Origin of the sequence: Moorena sp. SIO1F2, from assembly GCF_010672755.1 — a bacterium.
Taxonomy (GTDB): Bacteria; Cyanobacteriota; Cyanobacteriia; order Cyanobacteriales; family Coleofasciculaceae; genus Moorena.
The window spans coordinates 1-17,744 of record NZ_JAAHFV010000027.1 but is presented as its reverse complement, the minus strand read 5'-3'; the positions used below and the strand labels follow the sequence as shown (position 1 = coordinate 17,744).

Annotated in this window: 13 protein-coding genes; 8 read left to right on the top strand and 5 right to left on the bottom strand. The window is 47.1% G+C overall.

The genetic code is table 11. The annotated features are described in order from the left end of the window. The 4 genes from F6J94_RS05830 to F6J94_RS05815 all read right to left on the bottom strand — a co-directional run bounded on the left by F6J94_RS05830 (position 1) and on the right by F6J94_RS05815 (position 4,232). Complete coding sequence (locus F6J94_RS05830; RefSeq protein WP_293037970.1) at positions 1 to 1,839, bottom strand: hypothetical protein; 1,839 nt, start codon at positions 1,837 to 1,839, stop codon at positions 1 to 3. Between the two features lie 11 nt (positions 1,840 to 1,850). Next, positions 1,851 to 2,585 (bottom strand): hypothetical protein, encoded by a 735-nt coding sequence (locus F6J94_RS05825; protein ID WP_293037967.1) that lies wholly within the window; start codon positions 2,583 to 2,585, stop codon positions 1,851 to 1,853. 325 nt (positions 2,586 to 2,910) lie between these two features. Beyond that, positions 2,911 to 3,573 carry a hypothetical protein gene (locus F6J94_RS05820; protein ID WP_293037963.1) on the bottom strand — a complete coding sequence of 221 codons (663 nt, stop codon included), beginning with the start codon at positions 3,571 to 3,573 and terminating at the stop codon, positions 2,911 to 2,913. A 23-nt stretch (positions 3,574 to 3,596) separates the two neighbouring features. Beyond that, positions 3,597 to 4,232, bottom strand: coding sequence for a hypothetical protein (locus F6J94_RS05815; RefSeq protein ID WP_293037960.1), 636 nt, complete (start codon positions 4,230 to 4,232; stop codon positions 3,597 to 3,599). A gap of 863 nt (positions 4,233 to 5,095) precedes the next feature. Here F6J94_RS05815 and F6J94_RS05810 point away from each other — a divergent pair. The 7 genes from F6J94_RS05810 to F6J94_RS05780 all read left to right on the top strand — a co-directional run bounded on the left by F6J94_RS05810 (position 5,096) and on the right by F6J94_RS05780 (position 14,898). Next, positions 5,096 to 8,860 (top strand): hypothetical protein, encoded by a 3,765-nt coding sequence (locus F6J94_RS05810; RefSeq protein ID WP_293037957.1) that lies wholly within the window; start codon positions 5,096 to 5,098, stop codon positions 8,858 to 8,860. 74 nt (positions 8,861 to 8,934) lie between these two features. Next, the gene (locus F6J94_RS05805; RefSeq protein ID WP_293017389.1) at positions 8,935 to 10,296 is read left to right on the top strand and encodes a hypothetical protein; all 1,362 of its coding nucleotides are present in this window, start codon (positions 8,935 to 8,937) and stop codon (positions 10,294 to 10,296) included. Between the two features lie 48 nt (positions 10,297 to 10,344). After that, positions 10,345 to 10,608 carry an acyl carrier protein gene (locus tag F6J94_RS05800; RefSeq protein WP_293017390.1) on the top strand — a complete coding sequence of 88 codons (264 nt, stop codon included), beginning with the start codon at positions 10,345 to 10,347 and terminating at the stop codon, positions 10,606 to 10,608. Next, positions 10,608 to 11,837 carry a beta-ketoacyl synthase gene (locus F6J94_RS05795; protein WP_293037954.1) on the top strand — a complete coding sequence of 410 codons (1,230 nt, stop codon included), beginning with the start codon at positions 10,608 to 10,610 and terminating at the stop codon, positions 11,835 to 11,837. The genes F6J94_RS05800 and F6J94_RS05795 overlap by 1 nt, the downstream gene beginning before the upstream one ends. A 14-nt stretch (positions 11,838 to 11,851) precedes the next feature. Further along, on the top strand, positions 11,852 to 13,099 hold the full coding sequence (locus F6J94_RS05790; RefSeq protein WP_293037951.1) for a beta-ketoacyl synthase: 1,248 nt from the start codon (positions 11,852 to 11,854) through the stop codon (positions 13,097 to 13,099). 144 nt (positions 13,100 to 13,243) lie between these two features. Further along, positions 13,244 to 13,981, top strand: coding sequence for an SDR family NAD(P)-dependent oxidoreductase (locus F6J94_RS05785; protein WP_293017393.1), 738 nt, complete (start codon positions 13,244 to 13,246; stop codon positions 13,979 to 13,981). 146 nt (positions 13,982 to 14,127) lie between these two features. Continuing rightward, positions 14,128 to 14,898 carry an aspartyl/asparaginyl beta-hydroxylase domain-containing protein gene (locus F6J94_RS05780; RefSeq protein ID WP_293017394.1) on the top strand — a complete coding sequence of 257 codons (771 nt, stop codon included), beginning with the start codon at positions 14,128 to 14,130 and terminating at the stop codon, positions 14,896 to 14,898. Positions 14,899 to 15,201: 303 nt separating this feature from the next. Here F6J94_RS05780 and F6J94_RS05775 read toward each other — a convergent pair whose 3' ends face one another. Then, a complete protein-coding gene (locus tag F6J94_RS05775) occupies positions 15,202 to 16,806 on the bottom strand; it encodes an FkbM family methyltransferase (RefSeq protein WP_293037948.1) in 1,605 nt (534 codons plus the stop codon). 161 nt (positions 16,807 to 16,967) lie between these two features. Here F6J94_RS05775 and F6J94_RS05770 point away from each other — a divergent pair, with 161 nt between their 5' ends. Then, on the top strand, positions 16,968 to 17,720 hold the full coding sequence (locus F6J94_RS05770) for an FAD-binding oxidoreductase (RefSeq protein WP_367142171.1): 753 nt from the start codon (positions 16,968 to 16,970) through the stop codon (positions 17,718 to 17,720). Positions 17,721 to 17,744: the final 24 nt, after the last annotated feature.

Below are 17,744 nucleotides of genomic sequence, written 5' to 3'. Positions count from 1 at the left end.
CTAGTTCCCCGTGTTGAGTAACGCCAGGTAGGTTAATAAACCATGAAAAGTGGCTCCGTTGTATGGGTTAAAACTACCACCGGATAGCGTTACAAGCTGTCCTTGGGGCACAAAGAAACCGAGTAAAGGTAAATTAGGCATAATATCCTGGGGACGAGCCACTTGGTAATTCCTGCCAGCTAAAATAGTGTCATATTGCGTAGCGAAGATTGGCGTTGCTGCTGGTGTTGCACCAAAGGTATACACAGCAGCCAAACTGCGCTGATCTGTCAGTGGGTTTTGATCTAGATCTACTGCAATCAAGTTAGCCAGCGCACCGCCGCTACCATGCCCGGTGACTAGCACAGGTTTGTTAACCAGACCATTTAAAGCCTGACGAACAGTATCGCGGCCACTTGCATAGAGATCGACCAAAGACTTGGCGTAAGAGCCAAAGCTAGTGGGTAGCCAACTGGGATAGCCAGGAAATGAATCGCTGACAATTGTCATCAATTCCAACCAACTGACTGTTCCTCGGAGGGCCAACACCAAATTATCTGGCCCTTCGAACACACTCGCCCACACCGCACCATTCAGGGTTAGATTCTGCTTGAGGTCATAGGGTGTGTAAGAGAAACTCGGTGTACTGCCAGGGTGCTGGAACATTTGATAAGCCACAGCACAAAGCTGACCCAAGGCAAAAGCTAACGCTTGACTGAAACCAGTCACACTGCTAACGGTGCCTGGTTCCCCACTACCAGGATCACTCTGGGTGAGTAATTCGTTGTAATAGGGGCCATCCCGCTCAACCCAAGGTGAATCGTAGGTACGAATATCTAAGGGCAGTGATTCCTCAGTTCCCACCTGCACGTAACCGGTAGTCTGATCTGGAAGACTAGGGAACAGATCTGCCTGAGCCTGCACCCGAAAACTGGCCGTTACTGCACTGTTGTATAAACTCTGATAATCGCCATTGCCGTAGGCCGGACAAGAATAGGCATAAGCCTGGATAGAAGTTGCCGGTGAGTTGCCATTACCGGGTCGCAGGTCTAGGGAAGCCAGTTGGGCAATAGGGCCGCCAGGACCCAGACCAGCACAGATCACTGGCATGGTGGTTTGGAAGGCAGGAATCTGCTGCTTAACCTTTTGCAAATCATCCAGTAGACTACCGCGAATAGCACGGTACATCAGCGAAAAACCTGTATCGATTTCCGCATCCTGACTTGTGCTCCTGATCCCTTGACGCAATTGGCTTAAATCGCTTTGATGACAACGAATGGCATCACCAATTTTAGCCATGTCGCCGCCTTGTGGACTTTTTGCCAAATCTTGGAGGGTGCTAACTAAGCCTGCAGTTCTTTGGTGAAAAGACTGCCATTGAGGATCGTTAGGGGCTAATTGAGACAGTTGGTCACAACGAGATTGCAGTGCCAATGCTGCCTGGTTCAACTTCTCGCCCCCATCAGGATTATCGATCTTGGCCAAGGTTTGTGATATATCTTTGAGATCATCTTGTACTTGCTGCAACCTCAGTTGATGGGTGAAAGCATTGACAGCCTTGCTGCCAACTATATTGCTACCCAACGAGGTGAAGATATGATTGTCTTGGGGCGTATAGAAGGAGATAAAACTACGCCACAAAGCTCCTGTGACCACTGCACAGACTGCTTGACTATCGTAGGTTTTCATTGCCAGATAGTACTGGCAACTCCCGTACATGCTTGAGCTGGTGTACTTGAACAGTAAGTCCCACCCAGGTACAAACAAACTACTCAAGGACTTATTGGCCAAGGTCGCCAGGGTCACCAGCTCAGCCCCAAGGGCAGGGTCATAGTTCTGGTTCAGAATAGAATTACTCATCAGACGCACACTTATCCATTGTTGGGGATTATAGCTACCTTACCTGCTTCGCCAGCGCTACCTAACACACCCGGCTTGCCAGAATTACCCGCCTGACCATTGTCTGCATAAGTTGGCTGACCTTTAGGTGGAGGTGGATAGACTTCATTAGCACCGCCACCACCACCTGCACCACCATTACCACCTGCACCACCATTACCACCTGCACCAGGCAAGGAATGGGGTTGGACTTCGGCATTGGGAGCTAGGGTTTTGTAGGCCACGGTAATATTGCCTCCATTGCCTCCATTGCCTCCATTGCCTCCATTGCCTCCTGTTCCACCGGTTCCACCGGTTCCACCCTCAGCCCATTTATCCTCTTTGTCCTTCAGGCAGGACTCTGCTGCACTACCCGTCATCTGTCCGGCATTGCCACCCGTTCCTCCAGCTCCTCCAGTTCCGCCATTGCCACCGTTACCGCCGTTGCCACCCTGAGACACAATCACAAGCAACCCTGTTATTTGATCAGACTGGAAGGCTAAAGATGGCGCAGGCAAACCAGGTCCTCCGCCTTGACCACTTGCACCATTACCGCCAGGATTACCCATAGAACCATTGCTTGAATAGTCGCACTTTGGACAATCACCGGTTTCACAGCCGTTTTTGCCATTACTGCCGCTTTCACCAGTAGCACCTGAATTTGCTGTTGGTTTGGAACTACCGTTAACTCCAATTGATCGAATTACACCATCACTGATCTGAACCATGTCGTTGCTCCTTACTGGGACAAAAATTGTGAAGTCGCCTATCACAGCATGCCACTGAAACTCATGGCAGGATTGAGTATCTATAGACCTGCAGATTTATTAAATGGGAGTTGCTCACCAATCTTAAGTCAATGAAGTCAATCAGGATTGACTTACACCGGCTTAACCGTTGAACTCATCCAACATCTAAAATCCATTTAATGACTTTAAAGTTCTTGACAGACTAGCAGGTAGTCAACTTTACAAGAAGTATCATAACTGCCAGTCAACCTTGCTTGTTGATCGTAGAAGGGAATACCTTGATTCCCTGCAGTAAATAGCTTTGCTAGCTTGGTCGGGGTTCACTACGCACTGAAAAGCTTCCTGGTGCTCCACTCTTGCCTACAGTACCAGCATCGCCTGTAGAACCATTTTGGCCGTTGCTACCACCAAAACTACCACCCGTGCCACCTTGACCAGCCTTACCACCAGCGCCACCTGTGCCACCTTTTAACGTCTCGGTACTCATCGAAACATTAGGTGTAGGAGTGTCCTGGTAATAATACACTACAATGTTGGGACCATTGGCACCATTCCCACCGGGTTGACCATTGGTACCATTGCCGCCCTTGCCGCCGTTGGCACCGTTGATCTGCTTACAGGGACCACTAGCCGCTGCACCATTGCCACCGTTACCACCCTTACCGCCGTTACCACCACTACCGCCATTACCACCACCACCACCGGTGTAAATTATCTCAACATCACCCTGGATATCACCCAAGTGGAAAATACCCTGGCCCGTGATAATACCATCACCTCCGGGTGAAGCTCCACCAGCATTTCCTCCAGGATTACCTTCTATAGCAGACTGGGGATTTTGACAAGTGGGATTCTTTCCGCCACTAGATGTTCCTTGCTGTGCATCTCTACCATCAGGGCCATTAGTACCGTCAGCTCCATCAGTTCCATTTGCACCATTAGTACCTGTAATTCGAAAAGTAGGCATAATTAATTATTTCTGTTTTACAACTATTCAACAGTAAATTGCTGGCATTCAATGTTAAGTGGGGTTTTCATCTCAATGTAACCGCCCTCTTCGATCGTAATCGTGGCAACAACGAGGTTTGTGGGCTGACCGTTTGGATCATTAATAATCAGCGGGTTATCCTTTGTGATCACCAAATGCTGTGCAGCATGGGTTGCAATTTGCATGGGAAAGTGAATGGCATTAATGTGCTCTTCGTAATCGCTAACTTTGCTCGAATCCCCCATCACTGCAGCATGTAGCGCTTTTCCCACTGCTTCATGGTGTTGCACCGTCATGCGGTCCTTGAGCTGACACACATCGCCACCACAAGAGGCCAAGGACGGCATTCCAAGACTGGCCGCTGGGGGGGGGTAATCGACAAAAGCATCACTGGCCCTTTTTGCTTGGTAATCCTCGTCAGGACATCCGCCCATCGCACACAGATCTGCAACACTACCAATCTCGTGGACTTGAGCGGGTGGGAAGTCGGCGCTTGCGGCAGGGTGTCCACACCGCAAACCACCACTTTCCGTCGTAACTGTGGCTGGAACAGTGTTAGGGTCAATCCCTAAAGCTTCCAGCTTGGCATGAAACTTTGCTCGCTGTGCGTCAGATAAGTCTTGGTATTTCTTAGCCATTGAGACTCTCCATACATAGTTTTAGGTGTTTATTGTTGATCTGCTGTCGAACTTGATCAATTAACAGCAAATCATTTCAGATTTTTTGAAGATGGGTAACCACAACCCTAACTAGGGACACTAAGACCCAACTGGATATCAGGTGCTGCCTCTTGTCTGTATTGCTTCCTGTCTTCATCGCACTACAAGCGATGAAGACAGGAAGCAATACCAAAATCACAACACAAGGATGATGACGATAAAGTAATCTTACATCAAAATTTTGAACAATGCACCAGAATGATCATTTTGTTTGACATTTTGTCTGAAGGTTTGAGATCATAAGCACTTATTTATACTATATAATGTTGTTTGATGCCAACAACGATATTAGGCTTGATACAGTCCCGAATTGACCCTACGAATGATTTTATGGAAGCTCAAACCATTATAACTACGTCCAAGGTCACGCCCAAAACAGCATGTATCTTTTAGGTGCGAGCCGTGGCGAATTTAATTCGCCAACGGAAAGAGCACCGATTAAGTAACTTACCGGCTGAAATTATTACCCAGCAAGGATTTAATCTGGGTTGTCGCCCCCCAGAGCATTTTGGATAACTATTAATTTATGTTACCAGGTAGTTATGTGTGTGATTATGCCAAATATTATTAAACCACAAGAAGTTTATCGTTGAATGATACAATCCGAAAATTGCTTTTGAGCAAAGGCTTCACTCTATCTTAAATCTTAAATATTACTGAGCCTTTTTGATAGGTTTATCCTAAAGTATCAAGCTGTACTGCCTACACTCGTATCCCTACCCTAAGCTATGAGTAATACCACACCAATCAATAACCCACTTTGGGCGGGCCCGCGACTCTTCGTGCCGATTTATTTAGAAGCCCTAATGGTGGGTCAAAACAATCAAGTCGGCAACTGGGCTGTTGTGGGTGTGCAGTTTAATCAACTCGGGTTGCCCTTAGGACAACCCCAACCGCCACCCTTTTCCTATCGGTCATCGAGCAATCCGCCTAAGCTAGGTATTCACTTACTTTGGACTGTGCCCAGTGCTTTGCGTCATGGTCAAACTCAAGCGAATGGCGCTGTTGATTTCCCCTTGCTTCCCAATCGATGGTTAGTGACCCGTACCTTTATTGCTGAGCCGGGTGCTGTACCTTCCCTCACAGTTTGGGTTTTGGAAAGTGACTATCTTGGTTCCACCCCCAATGGAACCCATGTCTACCCAGATCCGACAGGCGGCAGTCAGACTTACTATATTGGTCGTCGTTTTGACTTGGCTAGCTGGAACGGCACAACGACGACCTACTCTGGCGAACCGTTTTTACGTGCCATGGGGCCAGGCGACGCTACCTATGTTGCCATTTACGACAATATGACCAATGTGCTGGCCTTTCATGACGATATGCAGAATGCTTCTGTCGGTTGGTACAGCTACAGTGTCTGCGGTTGGTACAGCACACCAGCGGACGATCAGTTGTTCGGTAAAACTGAATCGTCTCCTGATGGCTTTACAACGGAGCAAGAGTGGCAAGAGATTATGACTCACCTGCAATGGACGGTGGGGAGTGAGGCTGACCAAAATGCTGCGGAGCAGGATTGGCAAGCTTGGTTGCAGCAGCATCCGATTACTGGGGGCCCGCCCCTGACTGATGCACAAAAGAATTTGCCCGCTCAAAGTCTCTGTCACGGGTTTATCTACAAGCTAGATTGGCAGGGATTTAACCAGTTTTATCCGATTAATGCCATTTTGCAGGGTGAGCATCCCCCAGCTGTTGCGATCGGAGCCAATGGTCCTGAGGCAATGGCGGCTTGGCTAGCAGATGCGATTGATGCTCCGTATGCTGAGGATCTGTTGTTGGCCTTCCAAGAGGATATGGTGTTTGACTATGCCAGCAATCAGAGGACGTTTGAGACTAAGTCCCATGCCGCTCGTTTTGGTTCGACGAGTGCGGGCGATCGCTGGGTGGTTTATCAGGAGCAAACCACTGAGCCTAGCAATGGCGAGATTCCGTCGGGCGCAACAAGTGTTCCCCTAGACCAAACGACAACTGACGCTCTGACACGACTCAACACCACCCAAGCAACCCTCAATCAAGACCGAGAGATGCTCGCCTCTCTGAAATGGTCCCTGTATGCTGCCTACTGGAAGCTAGCCAATTACCCTCTCCCGCAAGGGCCGATTTTATTACCCCTGATTCAAAAGGAAATCAATCGCCTTACTCCCTTAGTAAATAGCTACAACTCCAAGGTGACCCAGGGATCTCAACAAGTGGACCAGCAGGCCCAGGCCTTGAGGGAATTGTTGGCTCCTCTGAAGCTGAAACTCAATACTCAAAACCAGCCACGCTTTGAGCAACGGCAAGATCCAGTCATATTGCTGGCAGGAACCAATCAAGATACTAAGTTTGCTCCCCCTGGCGTATACGATGATGAAGACACCTTGTTTACTCGTTTCACAGGTCAAACTTTAAGTGCTCTAACCATCAACTACAGTGGTGACGGCATAACGGTAAACGAGACTCTTAGTGCGGATGACTTCACCGATATCACTTGGCCCACTGGGGTACAGATTCCCAAGGAGATCCACGACTTCTGGTTTGAGACTTTTTTACTTGACACCAACAGTGCTCTTTTGCTAGCTCAGCGCAATTTTCAAAAAGCTGGTGTGACACCGACCCCAACCCAGCTTAACGACCTAACAGCTCAAATCCAACGCCAACAAACCCTACTTTGGAACCAGGATGCGACTAGGTTAGTGGATGTGCGTACAATTTCTGAAACCGCTGGTTTTAAAGGTGTACCGCCCTTTAATGCTGCCGTTGCAGCTTGGACACCACCCTGGGCACCTATATACATGGACTGGGAAATCGAGTGGCATCCCAGTGCTACTACACCCCAGGACATGCTCAACCAATGGAGCCTAGGAGAAGTAGATTTTGAGTGGAACGGCACCCAAGTTACTGCCAAGGATGAAACCTACTCTGGGCGAGCCATACTCAACGGCCAGATAGCACTGGGCCTCCAGGAAAAACTCTATGACTTTTTGGATTCGAATCCAAATTTATCAGACTTGCCAATTTCGGTGCAAGAGAAGTTACGAGAAATGGCGGAGACTCTGGGTCAGTTTGATGTGGTTACACAGGCTATGTCTGGTCTGATTGAAGAACTGATCATGCGTCTGCAACAGATGAACAAGCTCAGCCCGGATGACTTGGGCAATATGGCGCAGCTACTCGCAGATGCTGAAAACTTCCTACCAGCGGCAGGTAGCAGTTTGTTCTTTCCCCTCCACGCCGGACACTTGCGGGTTACTCGTATTGAGGTTGTCGATGCTTTTGGGCAAATCCTGCGTGGTTCACAATTGTCCAATAATTTACAACCTATTCGGAGCAAGAGCTTCATTACACCAGGTGAAACCAATACTCGCTACATCCAGCTCACTCCTCGTGTTACTCAAGACTTGCGCTTCGATTTTCGGTTAGTCCAATTTGATGATGATACGATCCCCACTAACTCGAGCGATCTCACCAGTCCCATCAGCGGCTGGGTCATCCCCAACCATATTAACCATAGCTTGACCGTATTCGATCCCTGGGGCAACAACCTTGGCGAAGTCATCACGATCGATGCTGGCAACAGCGACAGGGACCAGGAAACCGGCCTGCGTTGGGATGCAGTGCCTGGTAGCAATACCCCCCTTGGAGCAGCTCCCAACTTTGGTAGTCAATTGCAACATCTTAATAGCTTTGTTAATGGCTTATTGCTACGCGGTGCCCAGGGTAGTGATGCTTTGAGCTGTCTATTGGATGTAATCGATGCCAGTCTCTGGAAAGTCGATCCACTTGGACAGCCCATGCAAGGAAATCTAGCGATTCTGCTGGGTCGTCCTCTGGCGGTGGTGCGTGCTCGGATTACGCTGGAGGTGGATGGTACGCCTGCTACTAATCAGGCTTGGGAAAATACCAGCAAGCAGATTACGGATGGTTTTACTGAGGTTAGTCTGCCACTCCGGATCGGTGACATAGGTCTGAGTGGTAATGGAGTCATGGGATATTTTCTGGACAACGACTACAGCCAGTTTTATCCTTATCATGGGTATACGCCTAAGTTGGCTGTTCCTCGCCGCACGCTGGCCGATCGACGATTACCAGAGTCCCAAATGCTAGCCCAGATCGCCCAGCAACTGGATAGCAATAATGATAATGCTGAAGCTGCCAGTGACCCTTACATTGTCAGTAATCCCCAACTCCATTTGCCACCAGATGGCACCACCACACATGACCTGACCTTGCTGGTCGATCCACGCGGGTCAATTCCAGTCATCAGCGGATACCTGCCCGTACAATACCTAACGTTGTCACCAGGACCGGTTACCCTGGCCCTTAATAATATGTTTGTTACCTTCCGCGCTGGACCTGTTCTGCTCAACAGTACCGAGATCCAGTTACCGCTGCCTGCCGCAATTAAAGGGGACTGGACTTGGGTAGAACGGTCTGGGGTCACGACCTGGCGTGAGTCAGATCCATTAACTAGCTCTACTTCTAGCGCCCAGCTACCGTCCACACGACCTAATGTGAACGAGGGTTGGCTAAAGCTAAGCGGTGCCCTGGGATTGCAGAAACCGTAAATCTTATCAACCCGGCGTTGTAAACCCGACGTTTACCATAAACGTAATCAATCATTTTTTGGGAGCCATAACTCATGTCCACAGTATTGACCTATACTTTTAATCCCACCACGGTGCAAGCCAATACCCGCAAGAGCTTTACCCTAGTGGCTACAAATGGCTCTACCCCTCTCTCCTTAAATACTAGGAATGCAATTTATTTGGCGGTGCCGGTAGGAGATGAGGCTAGCGATCTGACCCCTAACTTGAATGAGATTAGCACTCAAGCACCGGATAAGTGGCGCTTTAACGCGACTAATCAGGGTGGAGAGTACAACTTTATTATTTCACCCACCCAAAATTTCACCATCAATGCCAATGCTTCGCTAGTTTTCGAACTGAACAATGTGATCATCAATCCAGTTCAAGGTAACGCCAAAGTGGTTTTGGAAGAGTTTGTTCAGATGACCCCAGGACAAACTGAGTTTACGATACAAAAAAATGAAGCCCAGCTTAGTATTGTTGCTCAAGCAATCCCCTCTACTGTGGGTCGTAACCAAACCACCGATTTGAAATGGAATGCAGCTAAGGCTGCTTATGTGATCATTCAACCGATCAATAAACAGGTTGACACCAGTGGTGAGTATCCGACTACACCATCCCAGGATGTCACTCCTGAAGCACCCCAAGTCACGTATTCCCTCACGGCCTGGACGCCAGATCAAAAATTTGCCCGCGACAATGTAACAGTCACCATTAGTCCACCTGTATTTAGGAAGGTGGAACCACAAAATCAACCTCCGATCGACCTTGATGCAGAAGTTAAGTTGGAGTGGAATGTAGAATACGCCGAAACTGTACAACTGACTTTACCTCAGGGGGTAGTCCCACAACCCACCAGCGGTTCTCTGGAGGTAAAACCCCAGCAAATGTTAGTGGGTAATGCTGAATCAGTTACCTATACTTGGCGTGCTACAGGTGCTGATCAACCAGTATTTGCCTCGGTGGAAATTCCCTTTAATCCAGTGACGATCGACTATTTTCGCTACCCAAACTTCGAGACAACCAACACTTTTCAAGTCCAAGTCACCAATGGCTTTACAAATGTTGAACAACACTATGTTGAAGGGGGCAGCTACTTTAAACTGACTGCCACAGGTCCTCGTGGTCCACTCGTTCAATATCTGGGGGATTACGAAGCCTTACAGATCCAAGTATTTCTAAGCAGCAGTAATAATGTAAGCCCTGGTACAGAGGTCGAGCTACAATGGCAAACAGTACTAGCCACCTCTCTCTCCCTAGAGTCGGATGATGGCTGCTCCACCCCCATTAGCCACGATCAAATCGCCCGAGGCAAGTTAAACGTTACACCCACTCAAAGTACTCTCTACACTCTCAAAGCCACTGATGCCAATGACAATATTATTACGAGCCAGTTGCAAGTTACGGTGAGCTAAGATTGCCCATGTAAGTAATAAGATTGCCCATGATTCAGGAGAAAAGCCGTGTCAACTATTGAAGAAGTAGTTTATGCTGCCATCCGTAAGGTCAAGCCTTCCCTGTTGGAGACTGAATTAAGCCTCGCCACTCGATTTGACGACTACCGTATCACTTCTATGGAAATGGCGATGATTGTCTTTGAAATCGAGGATCATTATGATATTGAAATTGAGGCCCACACTCTAATTGACTTTGATACGATCGGTGCAGCCTGTGAATTTATAGCGAAACTGCTTGCCAAGAAGAACCTTCAGGGAGTAGCTACCTAATGAGCATCCTCAGCGATGACGAACGGGTCGTTATTACTGGTTTAGGTTGTGTCTCTGCTCATGGTGTCGGTGTGCGCCCCTTTTGGAACCAGGTCGTAGAAGGTCACAGCGCAATTGCGCCTACAACTCGTGCCCAAGCTGGCCACAGCATAACTGTCCCAGCAGCACCAGTGACTGAATTTCAATTACAACACCATATCAAAACACCCCAACAGCCCTTGCTTGATCCCTTCAGCCAATATGCCCTGGTAGCTGCTCATGAAGCTATCAACGATGCTGCATGGGATCTAACTCAACTACCTAGGAGTGAAGTCGCAGTAATTCTTGGTTCTACCAGTGGTGGCGAGGCCAGTCGAGAAAACGAAGCAGTCCGTTTTTTTTATCAGGGAAAGAAACGTTGCAATCCAGCTTTGGTGACTCGTACTAACCATCAGGCAGTGGTGTGTGGTATTTCCATGCATTTTGGTTTTACCGGTCCTGCTTTTGTCGTTCATACTGGCTGTGCATCGGGTACCCATGCTATTGCTCAAGCCTACTTAATGTTACGCCATGGTCAAGCCCGTTATGCTGTCACTGGTGGTGCAGAAGCTTGTGTAATGTTCTCCACCCTGGTAGCCTTTCAAGCCATGGGAGTGTTAGCGACTGACACCTGCCGCCCTTTTTCCTCTGGTCGGACTGGTATGGCTTTGGGAGAAGGAGCAGGAGTAATCACTCTGGAAACTTTAGCAGCAGCCAGGGAGCGCCATGCCCCAATCTATGCAGAACTAGCAGGTATTGGTATGAGTGCTGACGCTAGTGACCCAGTCAATCCAGTGGTTCATGGGCCGATAAAAGCCATGCAACTAGCCTTGGATCGTGCTGGTTTAAAACCGAAACAGGTCGATTACATCAATGCTCACGGTACTGGTACCCAGTCCAACGATCAAGTAGAGAATGAAGCAATCAAACAACTGTTTGATGCCCATGCAACCCACTTAGCGGTATCATCCACCAAAGCGAGTCATGGACATGCTCTCGGTGCCTCTGGAGGTTTTGAATTGATTGCTACTGTTTTGAGCCTACAGGAAGGGCTGCTGCCACCCACTGCCAATTTCACCGCACCTGACCCAAAGTGTGACTTGGATTATATACCCAATCATAGCCGCGAACAGCGTATATCAGTTGCTCTGTCCAACTCCTTTGCTCTGGGTGGTCTCAACGCAGTATTAGCTGTTACATCGGTAAGATAAAAGCGAGGTGATCGATGTCTGCTCCGTTCAGAAGCAATAATAGCCGCCGCCGAGTTGTGATTACTGGTATGGGTCTTGTTTCTCCTCTCGGCAATACCCTGGACAGCTACTGGCAACGCCTATGTGCTGGAGAGAGCAGCATCCAAATACAAGTACGAAACAGCAAACAATGGCCAAGCCATCAGTCATGGTTGGCGGCGGCTGTATCATCAAACTTGCCAGATGATTTACCTGGCAAGATTTCCCCACACTTGCTGGATGATTTTGCCCGTTATGCCGTACTCGCTGCAGAGCAGGCATTGCAACAGGCTGGTAAGGATGTTATTCTTGAGCGTCGTCAACAAGTGGGAGTAATTCTTGGCACTGCTGTTGGCGGTGATGAATCCCGCAACGAAGCTACCTATCGAGCCTATATCAAACAACGCCCACCTTCACCACAAACTATCATCCGCGCCATGGCTAACGGTGCTGTGAGTGCTGTTTCCCTAGCCTATGGCTTGCAAGGTATTCACTATGCTGTGTCCAGTGCTTGTGCCTCTGGTACCCACGCCATTGGCCAAGCCTACCAATCAATTCGTAACGGCTGTGCAGAATTGATTCTAGCCGGTGGCAGCGAACAACTGCCATCCTACAGCCTGTACCGAAGTTGGCAGCAGATGGGGGTACTTAGCCCAGACGGTTGTCGGCCGTTTTGTGCCAGCCGCAACGGTATCATTCTTGGCGAGGGTGCCGGTGTGCTAGTGCTGGAATCTCTAGCCTCTGCCCGCGCCCGCAATGCTACTATTCATGGGGAAATCGTTGGTTTTGCTCACAATGCTTCAGCTAAAGACTGGATCCAACCTGACGCCGACACAATGGCTCACTGCATCCGCACTGCAATTCAAGCAGCCAAGTGGAAGCAGGAAGAAGTAATTTATATTAATGCTCATGGCACTGGTACTAAACTAAATGATATGGCCGAAACTGCTGCCATTCATCAAGTTTTTGGTAGCCATGCTAGCACCGTCAAAGTCTCCTCCAGCAAAGCTCATCATGGTCATACCCTTGGTGCTGCTGGTGCGCTGGAATGTATTGCTACAGTTCTCGCGCTTCAACACCGCACTGCACCCCCCAATACTATCACCCATGTCCCCGACCCTGACTGCAAGCTGAACCTGATTACTGGTGCTGCCACTCCCCTAGATGGCGACTATGCCCTTAGCCATTCTTTTGCTTTTGGTGGCTTAAATGGAGTCTTGGCCCTACAACGATTTCAGGAGTGACAGAGATACTATTGGACAGGATTACTTGACACTTTACTTCCCTTAGTCTAAAGGAAACTCTACAACCATAGAGAATTTAGTCCCTAGCGTCGATAAATCACAATTACTGGTGGAACAATAGCAATACTTGAAGAGACAGAAATTATGACTTCAGAGGGCGTATTAATTGTAACAGGTGGTAGCCGTGGCCTAGGTGAAGCAATCGTGCGGGATGCCCTCAAGCGTGGACAATTTGTCGCTACTTGTAGCCGGGTTGAATCTAAATTTATTTATGATATGCGCAACTCTGATCCCCAGGAAGAACAATTTTACTGGCAACAACTTGATCTCACCGATCCCGAACAAACCACCACCTTCATCAAAACGGTAGCAAGACGTTATAAAAATATCACTGGTCTGGTGAACAATGCTGGCCAAAGCCAAGGCCAATTTTTATCACTCACCCGCGACCAGCTTGTACAACAACTGCTTGCCATTAATCTTGAAGCAGTTATCCGTGTTACCCGTCTAGTCTTACCTTACATGCTCCGCAACAGCAGCGGCTCCATTGTTAATCTCAGTTCAATCTCTGGCCACCGGGGTGCTGCTGGTCTCTCTGTATACGGTGCCACTAAAAGTGCCCTTGAAGGTTTTAGTCGTTGTCTAGCCCGTGAGGTTGGAAGTCGCCAAGTACGTGTTAATGCTGTAGCTCCTGGATTGCTTACCACTAGCATGGCTGACAACACACCTGAAGAAGAAAAACAACGTATTATCCAACACACCCCTATGGGTCGCCTCGGCAATGTCGATGACGTTGTTGGTTTAATCAGATTCCTTCTCTCTGAGGAAGCCCGGTTTATTACTGGCCAGAACATAGTTGTCGATGGTGGCTTTACCTGTTAAACAGAAAACTACTAGCATAAGCTCAGTAACCTAACTGTCTTTTAGGCGTTTTCCTTCAGTTCCTCAAAGTTCGCTGAAAAATTTTCATAAGTTTAGGGAGTCCATGTGACACTCAAGTAGTAGTTGTAGATTAAAGGATACAGACCATGAATCTAAAACGCTTGTACTGCATTATTAAAAATCGTCTGGTGACTTATAAAATTGTTGCTATTTTCAATCCGATTTTTAATATATTTATCGGTGGCAATCATCGACCAGTGTTTTTTAATATTGAAGAAGATTACCCAACTTTAAAAATATTTGAGCAACATTATGCAGTCATTAAGGCTGAATTAGAAGCAGTCCTTGTCCATCAAGATCGAATGCCTCGCTATCACGAAATTGATGACGATTTGCTCTATGCGTCTGGACGGTACAATCGTGACAAACGTTGGAATATATATATGCTGTTTTGCTATGGCGAAAAACCTCAGTTTAATCGAGAGCTTTGTCCGGAAACTTGTGCGTTGTTGGATAGTATTCCTAATCTTTGTCAAGGCTTTTTTTCGATACTCGATCCAGGTAAATCTATTCCCCTACATACTAGTCCATCCCGCTATTATCTACGCTATCACTTAGGTTTGAAAGTACCCAAGCACAATCCTCCCATTCTCAAAATCAAGGACTGTGAATATTCTTGGAAAGAAGGTGAGGGTGTTTTATTTGATGATAGTTGGGAACACGAAATTATCAATAATGCTGATGAATTGCGTGCAGTTCTCATTGTTGATGTTCTCCGACCTATGGCCTTGCCAGTTCATGTTCTCGGTAAGTTCATTATGTTTCTTGCTCGCTGGATCTATGCGTTGGAAACTCATCGCCGAATAAGAAGATTTTTTTGGACTGAATCTGTTGGCGAGAGTGCAGCAGCTCCTTGATGACTGGGTGGTGATCTGAAAGTAGTGATGAAGCTCAACTGCTGCTCATTAACCTTGTTCTTGGAATTAATCGCTGTAAACCCCCGGCTATGCAGGCAGGGTAAACGGATCTTATAAACCTTTGTATGTTGCCTGTTGACTGTTGCTTGATTTAACTACTTTTTTTTAACATATTCCACCAGTACCAAAAAATTAATAACGGAAGTGATAACAATGAATTGAAGTACCGAAACAATCAAATATTAGCACTGTTCCCTGTTCCCCGTTCCCTGTTCCCTTGAAACCCAAATACTATATCCTCAACTATTCTTCCCTTGCTATATTTTCAGGCAACGCAATAATATTCAGTCTTCCTTGTAAATCCTCCCTAGAATTTATCGGAATTAGCTGCCCTAGGTAAGGCTGATATTGATATAGTTGATAGTTCTTGGATATGAGAAAATCAGCAACAGCTAGGTTACTCCCCCGACTCCCTGCAATATTTTCGTACAGTATCGTTGGGGTAAATTCCGTCAAAATCCTGTTGCTCCCTGCTAAAACTTGCAGTTCGTGACCTTCTGCATCAATTTTAAACAAATCAACCTTGCTAATAGCTTCTTGCTCCATCAAACTATCTAGAGTAAAGCAGGAAACTTCCTCAAAATTACCAGATTTTACAGTTGCTTGTTCATCACTAGAAACAATTTCATTAAGTTCGCTCGCACCATGAAGAGCCAGTTGAGCTGTACCATTGCGATCGCTAGCTGCTCCTGCACACACTTTCACCCAGTCTAACTGATTAATAGTACAGGTTTCTTCTAAACAACGAACACAACCAGAAAACGGTTCAACCGCTAGCACACAGCCTTCTGATCCTACTCGTAAAGCAGCACTAAAAGTGTAGACTCCCACATTAGCACCAACATCAATAACAGTCATTCCAGGTTGGAGCCAGTTGCGCCAAAACTCCATTTCTTTTTCAAACCAGTCTCCTTGAGCAATTAACACACTTGTCACCAAACTCCGGAGACTTGGCTCAACCGCTAATAGTAACTGTTCTTCAAAGGTCACATAAGTAAATGGACTTTCAACCTCCAATTCAGTCCATTCAAACCCGATTAAATCCGAATTTTCGTCCTTAATATCGCCAGCCCTAGCTAGCCCCATATTTCGCCAATACTTAGCTAAGTCTATCTGTCCTAAATCTCGATAAGCGAGGTATAGGGATTGTATAATCCTAGCAGAATATGGAGCCAAATTTTTAGCCTGGTGTAAATTAAATAATCCTTCCCATTGACTATTGATCAGGCTAGCAATTCCCAACTTTAAATGAATAGAGGGGGAATCGGAGAATAGTTGAACAGCAAGATGGATAAATCTTAATCCCGTAGCATTATAAAATACCAATTGTGAGCGACATAAAACCTCACTTAACAAAAAAATTGATTGAGCGTAGCCATCCTCAGCGTCTATAATGTGAGCCAATTGCTCATACCGATTATCTGTAAAGTCATTTCCAGGAGGTAGATAAACTAGTCCTAGAGGAATGGATTGCTCATTAATATCAGCAGGATGTAGGGTATTAATTAACGTTGGAAATGCTGTTTGTATCCCCTGCTCCATTTCTCCAGTCATGGCGAAAACTAGAGCTAAATGAGCAGCACACAGGGGATGACCAGACAACTCAATTCCCTGATTCAAAGCCTCAAAAGCCATCTCCAGATACATGGCACGTAGGGATGAGTTTTCACATTGCTCAGCTTCAATTAATGCTACTACAGCACAGTTGTTCAATTCTATAGCAGAAGTCGGATTATCCCAAGACGTACTTTCAATACTGGTCTCTACAGTAGATAAAGCCTCTGAATCCAGATTCAGACCAGCACTTTCGAGATATTGCCAATAGGAATCAGCATAATTGACAGACATTTCCGCTTTCTCTCAATAAAGGTTCGCTGTACTGTTTGTAGCTCTAACACACAGTTATAAGCTGATAGGAAAGACGATCAGGATCTGTTTTTGTTCACCAATCCCTTACGATTACTATATGGATTATCCCACAATCTGATCAACAAACCCCCTCAACTTCTATGAATGCGATCGCTTCAACCCTCGAACCAATTGTCGAAAATTCCAATATCTACACCTGGGAAAACCTAGACCCAAGCTGGCAAGAGCGAATCAAACCAGCCATTGCTCCCGACACCCTTCCCAAGAGTATCATTTACCCTAGCACACCCGAGCAACTAGCCCAAGTCATAGGTCTAGCTCATTCCCAACATTATCATCTCCTCCCCTGTGGTAACGGCAGTAAATTAGGCTGGGGAGGTATCGGTAAAGACATTGATGTGGTAGTTAGTACCAAGCACCTAAACCAAATCATTGACCACGCCGTAGGAGACTTGACAGTTACCGTAGAAGCCGGAGTGAAATTAGCTGACTTACAAGCAATTTTATCAAAAACCGGTCAATTTCTAGCATTAGATCCAGCTAATCCCCAAGAAGCAACCATTGGAGGTATTATTGCTACCGCAGACAGTGGCTCCCTAAGTCAACGCTATGGAGGGGTTCGGGATATGTTGCTCGGCATTTCCTTTGTCCGCAGTGATGGACAAATCGCTAAAGCCGGGGGTCGAGTGGTAAAGAATGTGGCTGGATATGATTTGATGAAGCTGTTTACTGGCTCCTATGGCACCCTCGGAATTATCACTCAGGCAACCTTTCGGCTATATCCAATACCACAAGCAGCAGAAACTATTGTGTTGACAGGTGAAATGGATGGAATTGCCTCAGCTGTAAAAACAGTATTAGCCTCAGCCTTGACTCCCACAGCACTAACTTAGGGGATAATAAGTCTAGTGCTGTGA

Bases quoted from the DNA above. Each gene is read 5' to 3' on its own strand.
- F6J94_RS05830 (WP_293037970.1), bottom strand. From the start codon at position 1,839: ATGAGTAATTCTATTCTGAACCAGAACTATGACCCTGCCCTTGGGGCT.
- F6J94_RS05825 (WP_293037967.1), bottom strand. From the start codon at position 2,585: ATGGTTCAGATCAGTGATGGTGTAATTCGATCAATTGGAGTTAACGGT.
- F6J94_RS05820 (WP_293037963.1), bottom strand. From the start codon at position 3,573: ATGCCTACTTTTCGAATTACAGGTACTAATGGTGCAAATGGAACTGAT.
- F6J94_RS05815 (WP_293037960.1), bottom strand. From the start codon at position 4,232: ATGGCTAAGAAATACCAAGACTTATCTGACGCACAGCGAGCAAAGTTT.
- F6J94_RS05805 (WP_293017389.1), top strand. From the start codon at position 8,935: ATGTCCACAGTATTGACCTATACTTTTAATCCCACCACGGTGCAAGCC.
- F6J94_RS05795 (WP_293037954.1), top strand. From the start codon at position 10,608: ATGAGCATCCTCAGCGATGACGAACGGGTCGTTATTACTGGTTTAGGT.
- F6J94_RS05790 (WP_293037951.1), top strand. From the start codon at position 11,852: ATGTCTGCTCCGTTCAGAAGCAATAATAGCCGCCGCCGAGTTGTGATT.
- F6J94_RS05785 (WP_293017393.1), top strand. From the start codon at position 13,244: ATGACTTCAGAGGGCGTATTAATTGTAACAGGTGGTAGCCGTGGCCTA.
- F6J94_RS05780 (WP_293017394.1), top strand. From the start codon at position 14,128: ATGAATCTAAAACGCTTGTACTGCATTATTAAAAATCGTCTGGTGACT.
- F6J94_RS05775 (WP_293037948.1), bottom strand. From the start codon at position 16,806: ATGTCTGTCAATTATGCTGATTCCTATTGGCAATATCTCGAAAGTGCT.
- F6J94_RS05770 (WP_367142171.1), top strand. From the start codon at position 16,968: ATGAATGCGATCGCTTCAACCCTCGAACCAATTGTCGAAAATTCCAAT.